The 21,068-nt window shown below is 41.4% G+C and carries 19 protein-coding genes and 1 tRNA gene; 7 read left to right on the top strand and 13 right to left on the bottom strand.

Annotated features, from left to right (window positions below):
* Nucleotides 1–226: 226 nt before the first annotated feature.
* The 3 genes from BJI48_RS04540 to glmM all read right to left on the bottom strand — a co-directional run bounded on the left by BJI48_RS04540 (nucleotide 227) and on the right by glmM (nucleotide 2,149).
* Nucleotides 227–302, bottom strand: a tRNA-Val gene (locus BJI48_RS04540).
* A gap of 42 nt (nucleotides 303–344) precedes the next feature.
* Nucleotides 345–788, bottom strand: coding sequence for a signal peptidase II (lspA, locus tag BJI48_RS04535; RefSeq protein ID WP_257874393.1), 444 nt, complete (start codon nucleotides 786–788; stop codon nucleotides 345–347).
* A 23-nt stretch (nucleotides 789–811) separates the two neighbouring features.
* The gene (gene glmM / locus BJI48_RS04530; protein WP_095332363.1) at nucleotides 812–2,149 is read right to left on the bottom strand and encodes a phosphoglucosamine mutase; all 1,338 of its coding nucleotides are present in this window, start codon (nucleotides 2,147–2,149) and stop codon (nucleotides 812–814) included.
* 91 nt (nucleotides 2,150–2,240) lie between these two features.
* Between glmM and rpsT the strand changes: the two genes are divergently transcribed.
* Together rpsT and prfA are read left to right on the top strand one after the other, a co-directional pair.
* Nucleotides 2,241–2,516, top strand: a complete 276-nt coding sequence (rpsT, locus tag BJI48_RS04525) for a 30S ribosomal protein S20 (RefSeq protein ID WP_095332360.1) — start codon at nucleotides 2,241–2,243, stop codon at nucleotides 2,514–2,516.
* An 89-nt stretch (nucleotides 2,517–2,605) separates the two neighbouring features.
* Nucleotides 2,606–3,679, top strand: coding sequence for a peptide chain release factor 1 (gene prfA, locus BJI48_RS04520; RefSeq protein ID WP_180763048.1), 1,074 nt, complete (start codon nucleotides 2,606–2,608; stop codon nucleotides 3,677–3,679).
* 5 nt (nucleotides 3,680–3,684) lie between these two features.
* On the opposite strand, the gene BJI48_RS04515 is transcribed toward prfA, so the two are convergent.
* The 8 genes from BJI48_RS04515 to BJI48_RS04480 all read right to left on the bottom strand — a co-directional run bounded on the left by BJI48_RS04515 (nucleotide 3,685) and on the right by BJI48_RS04480 (nucleotide 10,755).
* The gene (locus tag BJI48_RS04515; protein WP_095332354.1) at nucleotides 3,685–4,515 is read right to left on the bottom strand and encodes a cysteine ABC transporter substrate-binding protein; all 831 of its coding nucleotides are present in this window, start codon (nucleotides 4,513–4,515) and stop codon (nucleotides 3,685–3,687) included.
* A gap of 47 nt (nucleotides 4,516–4,562) precedes the next feature.
* Nucleotides 4,563–5,312, bottom strand: a complete 750-nt coding sequence (locus tag BJI48_RS04510; protein ID WP_095332352.1) for an amino acid ABC transporter ATP-binding protein — start codon at nucleotides 5,310–5,312, stop codon at nucleotides 4,563–4,565.
* Nucleotides 5,313–5,322: 10 nt separating this feature from the next.
* On the bottom strand, nucleotides 5,323–5,991 hold the full coding sequence (locus tag BJI48_RS04505; protein WP_095332350.1) for an amino acid ABC transporter permease: 669 nt from the start codon (nucleotides 5,989–5,991) through the stop codon (nucleotides 5,323–5,325).
* Nucleotides 5,991–6,626 carry an amino acid ABC transporter permease gene (locus BJI48_RS04500; protein WP_180763046.1) on the bottom strand — a complete coding sequence of 212 codons (636 nt, stop codon included), beginning with the start codon at nucleotides 6,624–6,626 and terminating at the stop codon, nucleotides 5,991–5,993. Before BJI48_RS04500 ends, BJI48_RS04505 begins: the two co-directional genes overlap by 1 nt.
* Before the next feature lie 116 nt (nucleotides 6,627–6,742).
* A complete protein-coding gene (locus BJI48_RS04495) occupies nucleotides 6,743–7,297 on the bottom strand; it encodes a hemerythrin family protein (protein ID WP_257874390.1) in 555 nt (184 codons plus the stop codon).
* A gap of 148 nt (nucleotides 7,298–7,445) precedes the next feature.
* Nucleotides 7,446–8,795: an NADP-specific glutamate dehydrogenase gene (gene gdhA, locus BJI48_RS04490; RefSeq protein ID WP_095332346.1), complete on the bottom strand. Its 1,350-nt coding sequence runs from the start codon at nucleotides 8,793–8,795 to the stop codon at nucleotides 7,446–7,448.
* Between the two features lie 120 nt (nucleotides 8,796–8,915).
* Nucleotides 8,916–9,908, bottom strand: a complete 993-nt coding sequence (gene msrP, locus BJI48_RS04485; protein WP_095332344.1) for a protein-methionine-sulfoxide reductase catalytic subunit MsrP — start codon at nucleotides 9,906–9,908, stop codon at nucleotides 8,916–8,918.
* 58 nt (nucleotides 9,909–9,966) lie between these two features.
* Nucleotides 9,967–10,755, bottom strand: coding sequence for an isocitrate lyase/phosphoenolpyruvate mutase family protein (locus tag BJI48_RS04480; RefSeq protein ID WP_095332342.1), 789 nt, complete (start codon nucleotides 10,753–10,755; stop codon nucleotides 9,967–9,969).
* Between the two features lie 126 nt (nucleotides 10,756–10,881).
* Here BJI48_RS04480 and prfB point away from each other — a divergent pair, with 126 nt between their 5' ends.
* The 5 genes from prfB to BJI48_RS04455 all read left to right on the top strand — a co-directional run bounded on the left by prfB (nucleotide 10,882) and on the right by BJI48_RS04455 (nucleotide 19,240).
* On the top strand, nucleotides 10,882–11,973 hold the full coding sequence (prfB, locus tag BJI48_RS04475) for a peptide chain release factor 2 (protein WP_095332340.1): 1,092 nt from the start codon (nucleotides 10,882–10,884) through the stop codon (nucleotides 11,971–11,973).
* A 61-nt stretch (nucleotides 11,974–12,034) separates the two neighbouring features.
* Nucleotides 12,035–12,772: a chemotaxis protein gene (locus BJI48_RS04470; protein WP_095332338.1), complete on the top strand. Its 738-nt coding sequence runs from the start codon at nucleotides 12,035–12,037 to the stop codon at nucleotides 12,770–12,772.
* Nucleotides 12,772–14,052: a peptidase U32 family protein gene (locus tag BJI48_RS04465; protein ID WP_095332336.1), complete on the top strand. Its 1,281-nt coding sequence runs from the start codon at nucleotides 12,772–12,774 to the stop codon at nucleotides 14,050–14,052. Before BJI48_RS04470 ends, BJI48_RS04465 begins: the two co-directional genes overlap by 1 nt.
* Before the next feature lie 10 nt (nucleotides 14,053–14,062).
* Nucleotides 14,063–14,563, top strand: a complete 501-nt coding sequence (gene purE, locus BJI48_RS04460) for a 5-(carboxyamino)imidazole ribonucleotide mutase (protein WP_095332334.1) — start codon at nucleotides 14,063–14,065, stop codon at nucleotides 14,561–14,563.
* A gap of 252 nt (nucleotides 14,564–14,815) precedes the next feature.
* Complete coding sequence (locus BJI48_RS04455) at nucleotides 14,816–19,240, top strand: autotransporter outer membrane beta-barrel domain-containing protein (protein ID WP_180763045.1); 4,425 nt, start codon at nucleotides 14,816–14,818, stop codon at nucleotides 19,238–19,240.
* A gap of 152 nt (nucleotides 19,241–19,392) precedes the next feature.
* On the opposite strand, the gene BJI48_RS04450 is transcribed toward BJI48_RS04455, so the two are convergent.
* Together BJI48_RS04450 and BJI48_RS04445 are read right to left on the bottom strand one after the other, a co-directional pair.
* Nucleotides 19,393–20,115 (bottom strand): outer membrane beta-barrel protein, encoded by a 723-nt coding sequence (locus BJI48_RS04450; protein WP_095332330.1) that lies wholly within the window; start codon nucleotides 20,113–20,115, stop codon nucleotides 19,393–19,395.
* A 185-nt stretch (nucleotides 20,116–20,300) separates the two neighbouring features.
* Nucleotides 20,301–20,957, bottom strand: a complete 657-nt coding sequence (locus tag BJI48_RS04445) for a GntR family transcriptional regulator (RefSeq protein WP_095332328.1) — start codon at nucleotides 20,955–20,957, stop codon at nucleotides 20,301–20,303.
* Between the last annotated feature and the right edge of the window lie 111 nt (nucleotides 20,958–21,068).

Here is a 21,068-nt window from a genome sequence, read left to right as displayed (position 1 = left end):
GAATAATCATCTCAAGTGGTTACCAAAATAAGACATCACAAAATTTATCAAAAAAGTAGCCGATTTTAACCGCTTTTTCAAGACTGCCATTGTTATAAAATGTATCAATACGCAATATGCGTAAATTATTTTTACAAAAATCGCCCAAAACATCATAATAACAAATCTAACAAGGTTCTAAAAAGTAACAATTAAGTAATAAAAAGATAGTAAAAGAAAGGTTCAATGGTGGCCACGATTGGACTCGAACCAACGACCACTACCATGTCAAGGTAGTGCTCTACCAACTGAGCTACGCGACCAAAAATCTCAAGAATTTAAAAACCGCAATTATACAACAAGGATTATTTGGTTTTACTTAAAAGCATTTTTAAAATCAAAATGCCCACACCCACATCAATCATCACATCAGCAAAGTTAAACACCGCAAATTCAAAACCATAATGCCAATAAACATAATCCACGACCCCCCCGTGGATAAATCGATCCAAAATATTCGAACATCCCCCGCCAAATATCATCCCAAAGGCATAGTCATTGCGCACAAAAAATTCTCTTTGACGCACGAGCAAAAACCACATCAATATAACCAAAAAAATCTGCAAATATTTCAGAAAATCGCCCAAAAAACTTAGCATCGAAAAAGCCACGCCACGATTATAAACAAGAATAATCGAAAGCATCTCGCTTTGATAGCGAAACCCTGTAAGTATGAGGTATTTTATCCATTGATCCAGACAAAAAACCAAAACAAACCCCGCACCAAAAAGCCAAAAAGATTTTTTCAATCCCGCATCTAGCGACCCTGTATTTAGCAAAGTTTTTCCCTCAAAAATGCACATAAATCTTTCATCATCGCTTCAAGCAACACCTTATCCCTGCCTTCAAGCAGAATGCGGAGTTTGTTTTCCGTGCCAGAATAACGAATCAAATGCCTAATGCCGGCATTTTGGATGTCTTCGAGGCGTTTTTGATAGCCATTCAAAGATTCCAGAGGCTTTTTGTCTTCGATGGCGAGGTTGATGAGTTTTTGCGGGTAGAGTTCAAAGGGATTGAGGATTTCTGCGCTTTTCTTTTTGCTTTTTATCATCAGTGCCATCACTTGGAGTGCGCTGACTAAGCCATCGCCCGTTTTTGCATAATCCCCAAAAATAATATGCCCGCTTTGTTCGCCACCAAAATTCACGTTGTTTTTTTGCATTGTATCACACACGTATTTATCGCCTACATTGCAGCGAATCAGATTGATGTGGTGTTGCCTAAAATGCTCTTCTAAAGCTAGATTGCTCATCAAGGTCGCAACAACCTTGTTATTTTCAAGCTTGCCTAGAGATTTTTGATAAATCCCAAGCGCACCAATGAGCTTGTCCCCATCGACGACATTGCCTTTGTTATCGACGACGACCAGCCTGTCAGCATCCCCATCAAGAGCAAAGCCAATATCAGCCCGATAACGCCTCACTTCATCGCTGAGCTTCAAAGGGTGTATTGCCCCGCATTGGGCGTTGATATTGTAGCCATTGGGTTCATCATTGATGATAACCACATCCGCCCCTAATTCCTGAAAAATCGTTGGGGCGACTTTATAGCCCGCACCATTAGCCGTATCGATAACGACACGGATACCTTGGAGATTCAAATCTTTTGGAAAAGAATTTTTCAAATGCACGATGTAGCGCCCCACGACATCATCGATTCGCTTCGAACTCCCGATTTCGGCTCCGGATTTGTAACTGCGGGCAATGAATGCGTCATCAAAAAATATTTTTTCGATCTGGGTTTCAGCATTTTCGCCTAATTTGTAACCAAAGCGATCAAAAAACTTGATACCATTGTCTTCATAAGGGTTGTGGCTCGCACTAATCATAATCCCCGCATCACAACGCATATCTTCAGTCAAAAACGAAATCGCAGGGGTGGGCATCGGCCCGACTTGAATCACATCATAGCCCACCGAAGTCAGCGCACTTACCAGAGCATTTTCTATCATATAGCCACTTTTTCTGGTGTCTTTGCCGACTAAAATCTTATTGGTAATAGAATGCTTGCGAAAATACAGCCCGGCTGCTGCGCCTAATTTCATCACAAGCATTGGCGTGATATCCACGCCTGCCTTGCCCCTCACACCATCAGTTCCAAAAATCTTCATTGTCTTGTATCTCCAAATTTTAAACTCTGTTTAAATAATTTTTAGGCATAATTTTGCCTTAAAACAAATTATAAAAGGATTAACCAAGGCAATGGCGAATCATAAATCTGCAGAAAAAAGAATCCGACAGACTGAAAAAAGAACCGAGAGAAATAGGTATTATCGCACGCGAATCAAGAACATCATCAAAGCCGTCAGAGAAGCGGTCAATGCTAATGATGTTCCCAAAGCCCAAGAAAGCTTAAAGATTGCTAACAAAGAGTTGCATAAATTTGTCAGCAAGGGTATCATCAAGAAAAATACCGCTTCCAGAAGGGTTTCTCGATTGAACGCTTCTGTAAAGAAAATCGCTCTCAAAGTAGCCTAAGCCTCAAGCGGGCTTTTGCTATTGGGATTTTAAAGAGATTTTGCAAGCGGTTTTGTTTGTAAGATCCTCTAAAATTCCCACACTCAAGAATATTTATGCTTGTTGAAAAACTCACCCCAATCATCCAACGTTATGATGAAATTTCCTCTCTGCTTATCGACACGCAGGTAGTTTCTGATATCAAAAAACTCACTGCGTTAAGCAAAGAGCAAAGCGATATCGAGCCTATCGCTCAAAGTGCAAAAGAATACATCGCCACACTTGAGTCGATCAAAGAAAACAAACTATTGCTTGAAGACAAAGAACTCAGCGAGCTTGCCAAAGAAGAACTCAAAAACCTCGAATCAGAAAAAAACGCTTTGGAATCCCAAATAAAAACGCTCCTGATTCCCAAAGATCCCAATGATAATAAAAATATTTATTTGGAGTTGCGTGCTGGGACGGGTGGCGATGAGGCGGGCATTTTTGTGGGTGATCTTTTTCGGGCTTACTGCCGTTATGCCGATACCAAAAAATGGAAAGTAGAAATTATTAGTTCGAGTGAAAATAACTTTGGAGGCTACAAAGAAATCATTGCGCTTATCAAAGGTGGCGGGGCTTATTCCAGACTCAAGTATGAAGCTGGCACGCATAGGGTTCAAAGAGTCCCAGAGACAGAATCCCAAGGGCGAATCCATACTTCAGCTATCACCGTGGCGATTATGCCTGAGGTTGATGATGTTGAAATCACCATCAACCCAAGCGATCTCAAAGTCGAGGTTTTTCGAGCGGGAGGGCACGGGGGGCAATGTGTGAATACCACCGATTCTGCTGTGCGTATCACGCATATCCCCACAGGTATTAGCGTCTCAATGCAAGATGAAAAATCCCAACACAAAAATAAAGACAAAGCGATGAAGATTCTCAAAGCCAGAATTTATGAAGCCCAGCTAGAAGAACAAAAAATGCAACATTCTGAAGCGAGGAAATCTCAAGTAGGTAGCGGGGATCGTAGCGAGAGAATCCGAACGTATAATTACCCGCAAAATAGACTCACTGACCATCGTATCAGCCTTACGCTCTATAGTTTGGAGGAGATTATGCTGACAGGAAATCTCGATATGATCATCGATCCGCTCATCGCTAACGCACAAAGCGAAGCGATGGGGAATATCGAGCAATAATTATATTATTGAAAAATTACCGAATCAGGATTGACATCTGTGCCATAAATAGGGGCAAGTGTCGCCTCATAGGCTTGTTTCATAAAGCCTTCTTTTGTTAGGGTTGTGATTTCTTGATTGAGCCAATCTAAAAGTTCTTTGTCGCCTTTTTTTACAGCCGGTGCGATGACTTCTTCATCTCCAAGTGTGGGGATGGCGACCACAAAGCCCGGATTTTCTTTTGCCCAAGCAAAAAGAAGTGTATTATCGTGTGCTAAAGCATCGGAACGACCATTTTTCAAAGCCAAAAACGCTTCGGTATTTTGATCGTATTTGAGGAGCTCTATATCAGGATAGTTTTTAGAAAAATAAAAATCCGCTGTCGTGCCTTTATTTACGATCAATGGCTTGTCTTTGAGTTCATCGATATTTTTGATCTCGCCATTTTTTGAAATCACACCAAGGGAGACTTTCATATAAGGGGTGGCAAAATCAACTACTTCTTCACGCTCTTTGGTTTTGGTGAAATTTGCCATAATCACATCGACCTTGCCTGATTTGAGAAATTCCACCCTAGCAGCAGCTTCTACAGGGATAAATTCGATTTTTGTTTCATCGCCAAGTAAATCTTTTGCTAATCTTTTGGAAATATAGACATCAAAACCCTCATATTGCCCTTGCGCATTGACAAATCCAAAAGGGGGCTTGTCGCTAAAGACACCCACTCGAAGCACATCTCTTTGTTTGATGCTTGCGATGGAATCTTTGTCTTTTTGATCAGAGGTCGAACACGCACTGATGAGTAGTCCTGTAGCCAAAATCAATGCAAATACAGAAAACGCTTTAGAAATTTTCATTATTTTTCCTTGTAATAAAATTGGAATCACACCTTAGCACAAAAATTTTAAAAACCACCCAAAAAATCAAAAATATCCAGGAATTTTTTTGCCCGCTCTGATTTTGGGGAGTGAAAGAACTTTTCAGGCGTGTTTTCTTCGATCACAACGCCATTGTCAAAAAAAACGATTCTATCTGCTACCGCTCTGGCAAACTTCATTTCGTGTGTCACGATAATCATACTCATCCCCTCTTTTGCAAGCTCCAAAATAACCTCCAAAACTTCTTTCACCATTTCAGGGTCCAAAGACGCGGTTACTTCATCAAATAGCATTATTTCGGGGTTCATACACAAGGCACGCACGATGGCTACACGTTGTTTCTGCCCGCCACTAAGCTCTTTGGGGTAGGCATTTTGCTTGCTTGCAAGCCCGACACGACGGAGCAACTCAAGCGCTTGCTTACTGGCTTCTGCTTTGGAGCGTTTTTGGACCTTTAGAGGCCCTAGCAAGATATTTTCCATCACATTCATATGGGGAAATAAATCATAGCTTTGGAAAACCATCCCGATTTTTTGACGGATCAAATTCCAATTTGATTTGGAATGATCAACCATCTTGCCACCAAAAAAAATCTCCCCCTCTTGAATATCTTCAAGCCCATTGAGACAGCGCAAAAAGGTGCTTTTCCCGCACCCGCTTGGACCAAGAATAACCACAACTTCGCTTTTTTGGATTTTGAAATTAATCCCATTCAAAACGATGTGGCTTTTGTCATAAAATTTTTTGAGATTTTTTACCTCCAAAAGTGTTTCCATAAAACCTCTTTCAATAGTGGTATTTTGACTCGAGCTTCGCACTCAAGACAGAAAGCGGGTAGCAAAGAAAAAAATAAATCGCAAATATCGCCCCATACACCCAAAAGCTCGCATCCGGGACTTTGAGGATATTGACTTCAATGATTTGTTGCCCGACTTTTAGCAAATCAATAACGCCAATGAGGGCGACTAACGAAGTGGTTTTGATGATTCTTGTAAAAAGATTGATACTTGCAGGGAGCAGGCGTGCGATGGCTTGAGGGAAAATGACAAAAACAGCGATTAAAAAATCATTCAAGCCCAATGCTTTGGCACTTTGGTGTTGGTGTTTGGGGATAGAGGTCAATGCCCCTCGTGTCAAATCTCCCATTTCAGCCACACCCCAGAGGCTAAAAACGATAATGCTAGCGATTTCCCCACGGATATGCAGACTAAAAAGGGTAGAAAAACCAAAATAAACAATAAATAGCCACGCCAAAATCGGGATGATACGGATACTCTCCAAATAAAAACGGCAGATAAACCCAACCCAAGCAGGTCCAAAAGCCATCGCTAATCCCATCAGTAATCCCCCAAAAATCGAAAAGAAAATCGAAACCACTGAAATATAAAGCGTAATCGAAACACCCGCAAACAAACGCTTCAAATTCGCAAGTTCAAAGATAAATCCGCCCTCCATTACAATCTCTTTTTGTAGTGGTGTTCAAGGGCGACAAATAAAGCTGACATCGGGAGCAAAACAATCAAATACGCTATTACAAGCATTATCAAGGCTTCTGTCGTTTTGTAATATGTCCCCATCAAATCTTTTGTTACAAACATCACATCAGCCAACGCAATCGCACTCACAACGGAAGTTTCTTTTAGCAAAAAAATCGCATTTGCACCGATAGAGGGCATTGAGACGCTCAAACTTTGGGGAAAAATCACATAATAAATCATTTGCAAGCGATTGAGCCCTAAGCTCAGCCCTGCTTCGATTTGGACTTTACTGACAGCGCCAAGTCCCAAGCGAAAACTCTCTGCCATATAACCACCTCCCAAAAAAGCCACGCCAATAACAGCACAATGGTAGGCACTCAAAACAATCCCGATTTGACTCAAGCCATAATAAAGAAAAAATAATTGGATAAGCAAGGGTGTATTTCGTGATAGTTCGACATAAAAATTCGCAATATTTTTCAAAAATGGTATGCGATAAAATAAAATCAAAGCGACGAAAAGCCCGATAAAAATAGACAAAACAATCCCAAAAAACGAAATACTAAGCGTTAGGTATAAACCTTTGGTATATGCAGGTATTGCGTTTATCATAAATTGCCAATCCAGCACGATGCCATCCTCTTGTTAATGATATGAATGGTTATTATATTATTTTATTGATTAAAACAATTCACTATGCAAAGATTTATGATTTTTTAGGCAAAACGCTAGGTTTTTAAGCAAATGGCTTGTTTGCAAACCCGACAAATAAATCTTGCATTTTGTTTCTGGATTTTTTGGTGGATTTCAAGAGGGACGTGATGGATCTTGCCCGGACAAGAACAGACATAATCGTATTGATTCGAGCCCGTTTGATTTTCAAGAAAAATCCTCTCTTTGCAATAGCGCTGGATCTTCATATCTTCTTTAAGGATATGTTGCAAGAGCCATTCTTTGGCGATGATACCAATTTTTTCTTTGAGATCATTAGCAGAGTGAATGACCTGGATAGATTCAGAAAAGCTCAAGATAATCTGGCGATGAAGTTTTTTATGGGCTTCCAAATCGGGATAACCGATGGATTTCATATATTCTTCTTCGTCATTAAAATGCTCACGCATATATTCAAAAAATTCTTTCAGCACCGCTTTGATTTCTTCTTTAGTTACAGAATGATTCACCATCAAATAAGACTTTTGAGCAAGCTCAAAAAGCTTTTTGTGTTGGGTATCAATCATCTCGTTATCAACGCTGTAGCTATCCTCCCACTTTGGAAGTGCCAATATTTTCTCCTTTTGTTTTATTAAGACTTTTTATTTTGTTATGTTAAGTATCGGTGAAAGAATATCAGAAAATACAAAAATGTAAGATTAATATTGCAGATATTGATAAATAATTTTTCCCCAATGTTTATTTGGGGAAAAGACAAACCTATAAAACGCCTTGATCAATCATCGCATTGGCAACTTTTCTAAAGCCTGCGATATTCGCACCCAAAACAAGATTTGTCGGATCGCCAAACTCTTTAGCCGTTTCAGAGGCATTGGCAAAAATGCTCTCCATAATGTTATGGAGTGTTTTATCCACCATCTCAAAATCCCAAGAGCGCATACTGGCATTTTGTGCCATTTCAAGCCCACTCACTGCCACACCCCCGGCATTAGCAGCTTTGGCAGGTCCATAGCAAATCTTTGCTTTCAAAAACAAATCCATTGCTTGGAGTGTCGATGGCATATTTGCTCCCTCAGCCACGCATTTACAACCATTTTGCAACAATGTTTTGGCATCATCAAGACCCAGTTCGTTTTCTGTCGCACTCGGGAATGCTGCAAAACACGGGATACTCCAAACGCCATTCGTTCCGGGTTTGTAATCGCTCGCTTTTGTGTATTTGGCACTTGGTTTGGCTTTGGCATATTCTTCCAAACTCACTCTTTTGATTTCTTTGAGTTCTTTTAGCAACGCCACATCAATGCCGGCTTCATCATAAATCATCCCTTTGGAATCACTCACGCTCACAGGCTTCGCACCCAAATGATAAAGCTTTTCGGCAGTATAGATGGCGACATTCCCGCTTCCAGAAATGGTGCAGACCTTTCCAGAAAGGCTCTCTCCTCGCTCTTTGAGCATTTCTTCTGCAAAATAAACACAGCCGTATCCCGTAGCCTCAGGTCGCACGAGACTGCCTCCCCAGCTTAGACCTTTCCCTGTTAGCACACCATCAAATCGATTGGTGAGTTTCCTGTATTGACCAAACATATAGCCAATCTCTCGCCCACCTACACCAATATCGCCCGCAGGAACATCGGTATGTGCGCCGATATGGCGGTAAAGCTCATTCATAAACGCTTGGCAAAATCGCATCACTTCGCCATCACTTTTGCCTTTGGGATCAAAATCGCTCCCGCCTTTTCCTCCTCCCATCGCCAAAGTTGTCAAAGAGTTTTTGAATATCTGCTCAAAGCCCAAAAACTTGATGATACTTTCATTCACACTTGGATGGAATCTCAACCCACCTTTATACGGACCAATCGCAGAATTAAACTCAATGCGATAACCTTGATTGACTTGCACGCACCCAGAATCATCAACCCAAGTAACACGAAAATGGATCTGCCTATCAGGGACGACCAAGCGTTCTAAAATAGCATTTTCTTGATATTTTTTATCTTTTTGAATCGCTGGGGCAAGCGAAGTGAGGACTTCTTCAACAGCTTGTTGAAATTCTTTTTGACCAGGATGTTTTGCTTTGATTTTTTCGATGACATTATTTACATACATTCTCGACCTTTCGTTTGATTTTCATTTTGCATTAGCGATTTATTCTATCGCAATAAGCTTAAAAAACGTCGCAAAAGCGTGGTAATGTATGGATATTTTGCTCAATATGTCTGATTAGAATCAATAATTTGTCTTCAAATCCATCCCAGCATACAGCGCGCTAACTGCCTCTGCATAGCCATTAAACATCTTTGTAGGGACGCGTTCAAAACTAAATCCCTCGCCGATAAAGCGTTCATTTGCCTGCGACCATCTTGGATGGGCGACATTGGGATTGACATTGGCATAAAATCCATATTCAGAGCTATCCAAGCCCATCCACGTGGAAACGGGCATTTTTTCTACCAATGTGATACGCACGATGGATTTGATGTTTTTAAACCCATATTTCCAAGGCACGACAAGCCGAAGCGGTGCGCCATTTTGATTGGGTAAGGCTTTGCCATACATACCCACAGCAAGCATTGTGAGCGGGTGGTTTGCCTCATCAAGGCGCAATCCCTCGTGATAAGGGAAGCGGATATAACCTGCTAAAGAAGGGTTTTTCACCGCAGGCATTGTGTCTTGCTTGATCGTTTCAAATAACACAAATTTCGCATTTCCCTTTGGCTTGCTTAAAGCGATCAAATCCTTAAGCTCAAATCCTAGCCAAGGGATATTCATACTCCAGGCTTCTACGCAACGGAAGTGATAAATCCTCTCTTGCAGGGACATTTTTTTCAAAATATCTTCTAGCGATATTTTTATAGGATGTTGCACTTCCCCATCGATAACGACACTCCACGGGCTTGTCTGGAGAAGCTTTCCTCGATGATAAGGATCTTCTTTTTGCATACCAAATTCATAAAAATTATTATAGCTACTCGCTTTTGCATAGGGCGTGAGGGGTTGTTGGGAGTAGTTTGGATTTTTTTGGTAGGGGTAGGTATTTTGATTGATAACTACATTGGCGGCAGGCGTGTTTTCTACCGCTTCAAGCAACGGCAACCCTAGCACGCTCCCAATCCCCAAAACACCGATTGTTTTGAGGAATTTTCTGCGATGGTGATAAACCTCTAGGGGTGTGATGAGATTTTCAGAAATTTCATAAGATTTTTTTATTTTTAAAAGCATTGGTTTTTCTCGTTTTTGGATTTTGATTTTTAATGATACACATTTGTTGGGATGGCTATCAACTCCCTAGTTTTAAAATATCGTGTTTGTAATGTTTTGAATATTCACCGCTATCAAGCGTTAATCTAATGGTCTTTTCCAAATAAGCCACCATATCATCAAAGACTGAGTTACCAAGGCTAAAGCGATTGACACCTGCTTCTTGAAGCTCTGCTACTTTAGCGATGTTAGGCAAATTAAGAACATTGAGTGGCAACGTTATGTTATTTGAAATGTGGCGAATTTCTTGCAAATCGCTTAATCCTGGAACGAACAAACAATCTGCCCCACTTTCTTGATAGATTTTTGATCTAATGATAGTTTCGTTGAGTTTGTCGTTGCAAAAAGAGCTCAAATACGTATCTGTTCTTGCATTGATAACAAAATCATCAAAACCTTTTGATAATAATGCGTTTTTTATCTTTTGTATTGTTTTTGCAAATGTTTCTTTGGGGAGCAACATACCTTGTTTGTCTGAATCTTCTATGTTTATTCCCGAACAACCAGAATTTGCTAGCTTGATAACGTTCTCAACAATCGTGTTTGGGTTATTTGAATATCCTTTTTCCATATCAACAGATAACGGAATTTTTATATGTTTTAATAGGGTTTTTGCATTATCTAAAACGATTTCAAAATCAATATTTTCTCCATCTTTCACGCCATTTATTGATGATAAAGCCCAGCTTGATGTTCCCAAAGCTTTGTATCCGGCTTGTTCATAAACTCTGGCTGAAAGTGCATCCCAACAATTACCTAAAATAAAAAAAGACTCCTTTGAATGTAGCTTTTTAAAATAATTATTCATAAAATACTCCTTTAGTGTTATTTAAATTTAAAAATAAGCTTATCTAATTTTTAACAATATATCATCTCAATATTTTTGTATAATTCAAACAAACCAAAACATTAGAAAAATAGCCAAAGGTCAAGAATGGATGCATACGAATACGGCGAATTACTCAAAGAGCTTCAAAACAAATGCGAAAATATCGCCAAAATCATCAAGCCCGCTGATTTGGAAGAAAAACTAAAAAACATCGTAGAAATCCAGCAAGATCCTGAATTTTGGAATGACGCCAAAAAAGCCGGTGAGACCAGCAAAGAAAAATCAAAAATTGAACGGATGTTACAAACCTACCACCAGGCAAAATCTTCTATTGATGATGCGTGCGAGCTTTTTGCCCTTGCGAGTTCGGATACAGACACCAGCACGTTAGAGTTGCTATTTCTTGAAGCCCCAAGCTTAGAATCAAGCATAAAAAAAGTCGAAATCGCAGTGATGTTAAGCGGGGAGAATGATGGGGCAAATGCCATCGTAACGATCCAGCCCGGAGCGGGCGGGACAGAGAGCCAAGATTGGGGAAGTATCTTGTATCGGATGTATCTAAGATGGGCAGAGCGTCGGGGATTTAAAACCGAGATTTTGGATTATCAAGACGGCGAAGAAGCCGGGATCAAGGGCGTTGCTTTCCTCATCAAGGGGGAAAATGCCTATGGGTATATGAAGAGCGAAAATGGCGTCCATCGCCTTGTGCGGATTTCGCCATTTGATGCCAATGCCAAGCGCCACACGAGCTTTGCAAGCGTGCAGGTTAGTCCCGAGCTTGATGACGATATTGATATTGTCATTGAAGAAAAAGACTTGCGAATTGATACTTACCGAGCCAGTGGGGCAGGGGGACAGCACGTCAATAAAACCGAATCAGCTATCCGTATCACGCACTTACCAACTGGCATTGTCGTGCAATGCCAAAATGACAGAAGCCAGCACAAAAACAAAGCCACCGCCTTAAAAATGCTAAAGTCCAAGCTCTATGAACTTGAGCTTGCCAAACAAAATGCCACGAATGCGAGCGAAGAAAAAAGCGAAATCGGTTGGGGACATCAGATCCGAAGCTACGTGCTTGCCCCTTACCAGCAGGTAAAAGACGCTCGAAGTGCGATTGCTTACAGCAATGTCGAAGCGATACTTGATGGGGATATTGATGAGATTATCGAAGGGGTTTTGGTATCAAAAGCTTAGATTTAATCTAAAATATACGAAAAAAAATTTATAATCATAAAGTTAATTTCAAGGAGAAATGATGACTCAAGAAGAATTAGACGCCCTGATAATGTCGGGAGATTCGGGCTTAGAAGGAGAAGCGTCGCCTAATGAAACGACTGATGAAGCGATTTCTAAAGACGTCTCCGAACCCAAAGAAGTAGCCCAAGAAGAAGATGAAGACCAATTGAATGCGGGTTTTGTTGATCCTAATAATTACAAAGTCGAAGCCAATAAAAAATGGCCCCCACCCCCACCTACAAACGATCACAAGGTTGTCCATCAGCTCGATGATGTTACAAAAGATTCTGAAGTCAAGGCTACCCAGATTTTTGACCAGCTTGATCTTATTGGCGTGAGTGCTGAAAAAATTACCAAATCCATCAAATCCATCAACCAGTATTTGCAAAAGCATTGCGAGACTTTTGAAAAATTATCACAAAAATTCCCTCACGTGCAGTCTTTCAAAACTTCCTTAGAAGAAACCCAAGAGATTTTGAAAATCATCAAATCCGTCAATGATGATGCCAATGATTGTATGGATGCTTCAATGCAAGCGATGGATATTATGCAGTTTCAAGACATCCATCGTCAAAAAATTGAACGTGTCATCAATGTAATGCGTGCGCTCGCCCAGTATATGAATTCGCTTTTTGAGGGCAAGATTGATGACTCCAAGCGGGTGAGTTCAGCCGTTTATATCGCTGGAGATGAAAAAGAAGACACCGCAAGTGAAGATGATATCGAAAGCTTGATCGCCTCATTTGGCAAAAAGTAATGCCAAAAAAGTCTGATAAAAAAGTCGAGCTTCTCTCCCCTGCGGGCAATCTCACCAAGCTAAAAATCGCCTTGAATTATGGTGCTGACGCTGTTTATGGCGGTGTGAGTCATTTTTCTTTGAGGAATCGTGCCAGCAAGGAATTTGACCTAGAGACTTTCAAAGAGGGCATTGACTACGCCCATTCGCTCGGTAAAAAGGTCTTTGTTACGATCAATGGTTTTCCGTTTAACTCCCAACTAAAACTCCTAGAAGAACACATCACAAAGATGGCAGCCCTCAATCCCGATGCGTTTATCATCGCCACGCCCGGTGTGGTAAAGCTTAGCAAAAAAATCGCCCCGCATATCCCTATCCACCTTTCCACCCAAGCGAATGTGTTGAATGTCTTGGATGCGGAGGTATTTTATGAAATGGGGGTCAAACGGATCGTAGCAGCTAGAGAGCTCAGCCTTAGCGATGCGAGTGAGATCAAAAAACATTTGCCCGATCTTGAATTAGAGATTTTTATCCACGGCAGTATGTGCTTTGCTTTTTCGGGGCGGTGTCTTATCTCTGCTCTCCAAAACGGCAGAGTGCCAAATCGGGGGAGTTGTGCGAATGATTGCCGATTTGATTATGAATATTATGTCAAAAATCCCGATAACGGCGTGATGATGAGGCTTGAGGAAGAAGAGGGCGTGGGGACACATATTTTTAATGCCAAAGATCTCAATCTCGCTAGCCATATCGCTGAAATCCTTGATTCTGGTGTTATCGATGCACTCAAAATCGAGGGGCGCACCAAATCCACCTATTATGCGGGGCTTACGGCTAGAACCTACCGAATGGCAATTGATGATTATTATAACAACCACCAGCGCCCCGCATTCTATCAAAGCGAGCTACATACGCTCAAAAATCGGGGTTTTACCGATGGATATATCATACGGCGACCTTTTGAGAGGCTCGATACGCAAAATCACCAAACCGCCATCAGTGAGGGGGATTTTCAAGTCAATGGCGAAGTCGATGCAAGCGGGGAGTATTTTTTGTGTAAATACACCACCCAAATTGGCAAAACCTATGAGATCATCGCCCCGCTTACTAGCCATATCGAACCTGTTTTTAATGATATTGGCAAGATTTACACCTACGAGGGGAGGCATTATCTTTGTCTCAATAAAATTATTTTGAAAAACAATGCCGAGCTTAGCGAAATCCACAGCGGTAATACCCACCCGGTAAAACTCCCCGACAAACTCCCCCCTTATAGCTTTTTACGAACAAAAACAACCTAAAGGAGTCAAAATGGATTTTGTGTCTATTATTATGGGAAGCAAGAGTGATTGGAAGATCGTAAGCGAATGCGTGGAGATTTTCAAGCAGTTTGATGTCCCCTATGAGGTCATCATCAGTTCAGCCCACCGAAGCCCGGAACGCACCAAAACCTATGTGCAAGAAGCCCAAGCAAAAGGCGCACAGGTTTTTATCGCTGCAGCAGGGATGGCAGCCCATCTTGCCGGCGCAATTGCTGCACAGACTTGCCGACCTGTGATTGGTGTGCCTTTGAGTGGGGGGGCATTAGATGGTTTGGACGCATTGCTTTCGACTGTGCAAATGCCAGCGGGGATGCCCGTAGGCACGTTAGCTATCGGCAAGGCTGGGGCGATCAATGCTGCGTATATGGCACTGCAGATCCTTAGCCTCAAAAACGATGAGCTTTATGCCCGCCTCATCAACGATAGAGCCCAAAAAGCCCAAAAGCTCGAATTGGATTCTTCAGAAATCGAAGTCAGGATTAAAGCCTAATAGATAGGCATAAAAAACCCGATAAAAAAACTAAGCAATAATCCAAATCATTTTTAATCTATTTTTAAAGTAAAATAAAAGCATAATTATATTATTATGAGCCAAAAAACAATAAATCCAAATAAAAATTAAAATATTTTAAAATCATCGCAGGAAAATCAATAATGAATCCATCAAAGCACCCTCGATTCGCCCTAACAATTAGGCTACTTCTCTATAGTGCGGGGGGTATGAATGTGCGAGGGGGGGGGTATGAATCTTTTCAAAAGCCCCTTGATTTTATTTGGGTGCTTATGTATCCTTATTACCCTATCATTGGGTGCATTGCCAAACCACGCAGAGACTATTATCAAAGGAGATGGGGCTTGCTCGCTTGCTGGTGATAAATCTTGTGCCAAGCTCACACTTACAGGTAGCCCCGATATGGATTTGGTTGATGTAAGCGGGTCTCAAGGAAGCAATTATCATCTATCTTTTAAACTCATCAAAAATCAAGACACTACTCGGACCATCGAACTTATCGCCCATAAGACTATCATCGAAAATATACCCGATAATAATCCCATCATCACCGGTGATCGCACCGAAGTGCGGTTTGATTTCAAAAATGCTGTTTATTCGACCAATAAACAAGATTTGCGGTTTCATACCACAATACCAGCGGGGAGTTATCATTTTGATGGGGCTTATGGGGGCGAGGGTAATTCTAGTTTGAAAGGCTATGCTTTTGTAGGCAATATTCTTGTCGATGAAAATCCCCTCAGCCCAACCCCGCAGTTTGTCTTTAGCAATGGGGCGGATATGCAAGGGAATTTTAACATCTCTGGCAGTGGTAGTGCCAGTATCAATGCGAGCTTTATTAATTCTTCGCTTGAGGGGAATATCATTAATCAGGCTGATGGAGATATAAAAAACCCTCAAATTATTCAAACCATCACTTTTAGTGGCAATAGTCTAGCCGGCTTTGCCCTCAAAGGCACAAGCGGAGAAAAAGCGGAGGTGGAGACCTCTAGCGGGACGATTCATCTTATCTTTGATGATGGGGCAAAAGCACAGGCTAATATCACAGCGATTGAAGATGAAAACACCAGAAAACAGGGCTTTGCACCCGCTATTATCATCGATATAAAAAATGGCGCTTCGCTTGATGGCGATATTGCCCTCAAAGGTGATGCTAGCGATACCCACACCACCACGCTTACGCTCCATATGGATAATGCCATACTCAATGGGGAAATCAGCAGTGCAAAAGTAGGAACGGATGGGGGATTGCAGGAAGCCTATGGCAAGCGACTTGACATCTCTTTGCATAATGCAAAAATTCCAGCAAATACAGAAGAATCGGGAAATGCAGGGGATATTGTTAGTGGCAGTGATTTGAAACTCAAGGCTTCTGGCGATTCTGAAATTGGCGGTATTGTTTCTAGCTATGGCAGTAGCGAGGTGGTTTTTAACGATAAGGCTTATATGAAGAATTTCAAGGCTTTTGTTAGTAGCATTAATACCCTAATATTTAGCGATAATGCTCATATGGAGAATTTCACGGCTTCTGGTAATAGTTCTAATACGCTTGTATTTAATGATAACGCTTATATGGGGAATTTCACTGGTTTTGGCAATAGCAGTAGCCAGATGACCACTCAATTGACTTTTAATCCCGGCACATATATGGGGGATTTGAAACCTTCTATGGCAGGTGATATAACATTACGCCTCAATGGGGCAGAGATGAAGAATATAGAAGCAAAAGAAATCAAATTTGATGCGAAATTTAATGCCTCAAGCGTGGGGGATATTACAAATCAAAATGCTGGTTCTTCTTTCTTTTTTGCCAACACGCAAGGCAAAAGTATCGGGAATATCACGATCGCTGGCAAACTTTCTGGCGTGCTAGATTTCACACCGGGTAAAGATAGCCAATCCCTCACAATAGGCAATATCCAATCGGGCGTGATTCCTAATCTCACGCTTATTTTTGGCGAGGAAAATGATGATGGCAGTGCTATTGGCAAGCTTACCGATGAAAAATATATCGTTAATAGTGATGAAAAAACGCCCTCGAAACTTATCTTTGATAATCTTGGCACGATAGATTTTAAAAATGACAGCCCTCTTCAAGCCCAACTAAAAAACAAGACCCATATCGGGCTTGAAGATAGCACTATCCCTGATAAGCCAACTTTCAAAGGCATATTAGGGATCAAACGCACCAATGTGGCATTGGGTGAAGCGGGGCAAAAGCATTCTATCTTTTCAAAATCCGCTTCATCTGCTAACACGGGCATTATCGATTCTACAGATACTAATATTTCGGGCTTAGAAGCCACCTTTGGGAATGCCACTTTAGAGGGAGAAAAACTCATTGCTAATAACGCCACCGACCCGACAGACCCGGCAAGTTTTTACACCCTCACAACGGATTCGAAAAACGTTCTCGCAGGCAAATCCTCTGATGGGGTGATTGGCTTTCAAGGGGATAATTTCAAAAAAACCATCGCCTTTGTCTTCACAAAAAACGCATTGGATATTTCTAGGGGTGAGAGTGGCTTCACTGGCACGATAGCAGGAGGCACAGCGGATTCGACCTATGCGTTTTATAATGCGGGGATCATCACGCAAGAAACCATTAAAAATGCGTTGGATTCAAGTGTCTTGGGGACATTTGTCTTTGGGGGTGAGACATTTTTTTCTACGGATTTGGCAGATTCGACCCCATTATCTGAAGAAGCTATCAAGCCAAAAGAAATCGCATTCACGCACGCTGTCCTTACAGGCAATTTTTCAACTCAAGGGCTCACCCATCTTGCCAAGCTAGCCACGCAAAATAAGATTGAAGCCAGCTTTGCTCCAGGCACAGCTGTCTATATCCAAAACAAAAACAAGGATTCAGTTTATGATTTTAGTGATTTTGCCAATCAAAGCCCCGCTGTGGCGATTATCGAGCTTGATAGCCAAACCGCAGATGATAAGATAGCCAAAGCAAGCATTAAGGGCTTTGATGGGGGTGTTTCGTTGATTGGGAGTATTCACGATAGCAAGACCACGCCAAATACCTACACCTTTGGGAGCAAGGATGATCCTTTCAAGCAGGCTTCTTGGCTACTCACAGGGGATTCTAACGTAGCAAATCTCGAGCTTTTTAATGCCAATGCCACACGCCAAGCATTGGTATTATCCCATCAAGACACTACGAGTAATCTCGGGAGTGTGATTGATTTACGGGGTAATCGCACCGCAAATCCCCATTACCGCACCTTAGAAGTAGAACATCTCTCTATGGCATATGGGGTCATCCGTATGGGCGTGGATACCAGTAGGGGGGAGGGTGATAAGCTCAACGTGGAATCTCTCAACCCAAGCGTTCTTGTTGATAAAAGCGAAGCTAGCAACGCCTTGCAGGTCTTTTTAGAAAATGGACCAGCTGAGGGGTTTGCTCCGATTGCATTGGTAAATATCGAGAATGGCGATGATTCTAGCGAGGCATTTACCCCCGCTAGCTATCAAGATGGTATCTGGATTATTAGCCCTGTTGTTGGGGTTACCAAAACAGATGAAACCACTAAAACCACCTACGAACTCCAAAGCTTTCTCGTTGCTAGCAATACAGAGAGCGTCCAAAGCATTCAAAGCGTTTTGGGGACATTTTATCGGGGATTTCGTATCGCTACAAATAATCTCAATCTCAGAATGGGAGAACTCCGAAGTATTGAAGCCAAAGAGGGGGTATGGGCGAGGGTCATCAATGGGCTTGGCTCGGACAAACAAAACAATCAAGATTTTTATACCACACTCCAAGCGGGCTATGACCACCAGTTTTCTTTAAAAAGTGGTATTACATATCTTGGGATAGATGCCGAAGCCTCATTGATAAGCTCCAAAGGTGCGGGGTATGATTCTAGCGGGAGAAATCTAGGCGTGGGGGTCTATAATACGTATTTGTTTGAAAATGGTTGGTATGTGGATACCTCACTAAAATATCTCTATCTCAATGAGCGTATCCATAGCAGTGAAAATACCCGCTCATCGCCTATTATATTCCCTGAAAATCCCATCGCCACGCACGCTATTTTATTGGGAGGGGAAGTGGGCTATCGCTATGAGCTTGATAATTTGATTACAGAAGCGTATCGTGATGTTATCATTCATCCTTATACGCAAGGCTATTATCTTGAACCCCAAGCAGAAATCATCACAGGCTATATGAGCGGGAATGATTGGCGTGCAAAGGTCAATGCCAAAGATGTGGCTCTAAATCTCAAAGCCAATTTTCCTTTGATCTGGCGTGTGGGGTTGGTGCTAGGCAAACATTTCAAGACTACCAAAGGGCTTATTGCTGATATCCGTGTAGGGTTTTCTTATATCAATGAAGCGAATACAGGAGGGGATAGCACTATCATACAAACAGAACCGATCGCTTTGGCAAAGCCTATTATGATGACTATGCCAATGAATCAAAAACTTGGTCTTTCTTTGGGGAGTAATATCAAATTCAATGAGGATTGGCGATTTTATGCAACTATTGGTAGGTCGTTTTTAGGTAATTATAATATGGATTATCATCTCAATATCGGCGGGCGCTGGAGTTTTGGCAAAAAGCCTCATCAAAAAAACCTACCAGCCAAGAGTGAGGAAAAAATAAAAAGCGAGCAAAGCAAAGAGGAAAGACAAACACAATAGAGGCGATGAAAGAGAATGCTAAGCGTTGCGAGAGAAAGGCATTTTGTGAGGGCTATTTTTTGAGGGAATGCCTTTTTTGAATTTGGGCGAGTTTGGCTGGGGGGGGGGATTTGAGGCGAGCGGGTTTTTAAGCGGGCAATCTCAAAACAAGATTAATCGAGATTGAAAACAAAGCGATAGCCGATGAAAGCCAGCATTCCCATTTGTGTTTTTGAGGGTAGTCCAAGCGTTTTGATGTCGCCGGTGCGATTGCTTAGCGTGGAGTCGCTATTTATCAGATAGGGGGCAAATTTGACACCGATTTCGATCTGATGATTTTGGGCGATGAGGGTGTGAATGCCTACATTGTAAATAAATCCATTCCCTTTGATATGATGGACTTTTCCAAACAACTCCAAAGCACCGCTATCAACAGCCTGTATAGAGACGTTGCTGTCTTCAAAAAAAGTCGCTTCATAGCCAATGCCCCCATAAACACCCAAGCCAAAATTTCGTGTAAAATCGTATTTTAAAAGTAAATCCACATTTGCATTGGCACTAAAACCCGAATATTCAGTATCGCCTTTGCTCGATATAGGTCCAAGACCGCCTTGTTGGTTATAGGTAACGGATTTTTTCATATGGATATAATTCACCCCCGCATACGCCCGCAATCCCAAAAAACCCATAAAATACTGCTGGTAGCCTATCTTTAAGCCGATAGATGGGTTGAAATCTGATTGGGTATCTAGCTTGTTGGTAGCTTTGAGAAAATTTCCATTATTGATTTGATCGCCAAAATCAATGCCTGCTATCAGGGATTTTTGAGCATTTAAGAGACTAAAGAAAAGACTGCCGATAAAAAGTGCTTGAATGATTTTTGTAAAAGCGAACATTTTTTCCCTTAATTTTGATTTGGTAAGGCGTTGATTATATCAAAAATCAGGTGCTTGCAAGATTAAGTTAAATTTTAGGCATAAAATTTTCTTGATTTTGAGAATATGCTTCAAGTTTTTTATAAAGCGGGATTTTGAGGCGATGGGGGGGGGGTGTTTGTTTTGAGCGGGTTGGATTTGCCTAGTTAATTTTTTTCAAGCAAAAATCTATCCAAACGCACCTTGTAAGCTTGCCTGATATGGGCTTGTGCGCATTCTTTGGCTTGTTGAAAATCCCTATTTTTGATGGCGTTTAAAATATCAAGATGTTCTTGGTGGGATTGGGTCTGTCTGGCAGGGTCTTTGAGTGTTGTTGTCCCCAAAAGTAACAAGGTATTTTCAAGTTCGCCAATATTTTTTAAAAGAAATTTATTATGTGCACATTGATAGAGGGCATTATGAAAAATTTTGTTGTTTTTAGCGATGGTTTCAAGGCTCTTTGCTTGGCTTTGGTCATTGAGGATATTTTCTAAGATACTGATTTCGACATCAGAAGCGTGCTGGGCAGCAAGTCTTGCTGCTGCACCTTCGAGAACTTCACGCATTTCATAAAGCTGGGCGATCATATTTTGATCCAATTCGGTGATGATAAATCCACGTTTTTGATCGTTGGTTATCAAGCCCTCATTGATAAGCAGATTGATTGCCTCCCTGATGGGCGTTCGGCTAAGCCCAATGCTAGCAACCAAATCGTTTTCTTTGATCCGATGACCAGGCAATAGCGTGCCATTTTTGATGGATTCGATGATGTGATGGTAGGCTTGCTCGCCTGAATGCATTGTTTTTTTGTCTTTGGCAGGCATTGGTTTCCTTGATTTCCTTAGAAAAATATTAGCTTATTATACAGATTAAATTTTGAAATTGCTTGGTGCGACTGCAGGGTAAAATGTGAATTTTGGTAAATTATTGGTATT

Source organism: Helicobacter sp. 11S02596-1 (assembly GCF_002272825.1).
Lineage (GTDB): Bacteria > Campylobacterota > Campylobacteria > Campylobacterales > Helicobacteraceae > Helicobacter_J.
This window is presented reverse-complemented; position numbering and strand designations above follow the sequence as displayed.

Excerpts from the sequence above, each read along its gene's own strand:
- purE (WP_095332334.1), top strand. The coding sequence starts at position 14,063 with ATGGATTTTGTGTCTATTATTATGGGAAGCAAGAGTGATTGGAAGATC.
- BJI48_RS04445 (WP_095332328.1), bottom strand. The coding sequence starts at position 20,957 with ATGCCTGCCAAAGACAAAAAAACAATGCATTCAGGCGAGCAAGCCTAC.
- BJI48_RS04500 (WP_180763046.1), bottom strand. The coding sequence starts at position 6,626 with ATGATAAACGCAATACCTGCATATACCAAAGGTTTATACCTAACGCTT.
- BJI48_RS04455 (WP_180763045.1), top strand. The coding sequence starts at position 14,816 with ATGAATCTTTTCAAAAGCCCCTTGATTTTATTTGGGTGCTTATGTATC.
- BJI48_RS04515 (WP_095332354.1), bottom strand. The coding sequence starts at position 4,515 with ATGAAAATTTCTAAAGCGTTTTCTGTATTTGCATTGATTTTGGCTACA.
- BJI48_RS04510 (WP_095332352.1), bottom strand. The coding sequence starts at position 5,312 with ATGGAAACACTTTTGGAGGTAAAAAATCTCAAAAAATTTTATGACAAA.
- BJI48_RS04450 (WP_095332330.1), bottom strand. The coding sequence starts at position 20,115 with ATGTTCGCTTTTACAAAAATCATTCAAGCACTTTTTATCGGCAGTCTT.
- BJI48_RS04480 (WP_095332342.1), bottom strand. The coding sequence starts at position 10,755 with ATGAATAATTATTTTAAAAAGCTACATTCAAAGGAGTCTTTTTTTATT.
- rpsT (WP_095332360.1), top strand. The coding sequence starts at position 2,241 with ATGGCGAATCATAAATCTGCAGAAAAAAGAATCCGACAGACTGAAAAA.
- gdhA (WP_095332346.1), bottom strand. The coding sequence starts at position 8,795 with ATGTATGTAAATAATGTCATCGAAAAAATCAAAGCAAAACATCCTGGT.
- BJI48_RS04505 (WP_095332350.1), bottom strand. The coding sequence starts at position 5,991 with ATGGAGGGCGGATTTATCTTTGAACTTGCGAATTTGAAGCGTTTGTTT.
- glmM (WP_095332363.1), bottom strand. The coding sequence starts at position 2,149 with ATGAAGATTTTTGGAACTGATGGTGTGAGGGGCAAGGCAGGCGTGGAT.
- prfB (WP_095332340.1), top strand. The coding sequence starts at position 10,882 with ATGGATGCATACGAATACGGCGAATTACTCAAAGAGCTTCAAAACAAA.
- BJI48_RS04465 (WP_095332336.1), top strand. The coding sequence starts at position 12,772 with ATGCCAAAAAAGTCTGATAAAAAAGTCGAGCTTCTCTCCCCTGCGGGC.
- msrP (WP_095332344.1), bottom strand. The coding sequence starts at position 9,908 with ATGCTTTTAAAAATAAAAAAATCTTATGAAATTTCTGAAAATCTCATC.
- BJI48_RS04470 (WP_095332338.1), top strand. The coding sequence starts at position 12,035 with ATGACTCAAGAAGAATTAGACGCCCTGATAATGTCGGGAGATTCGGGC.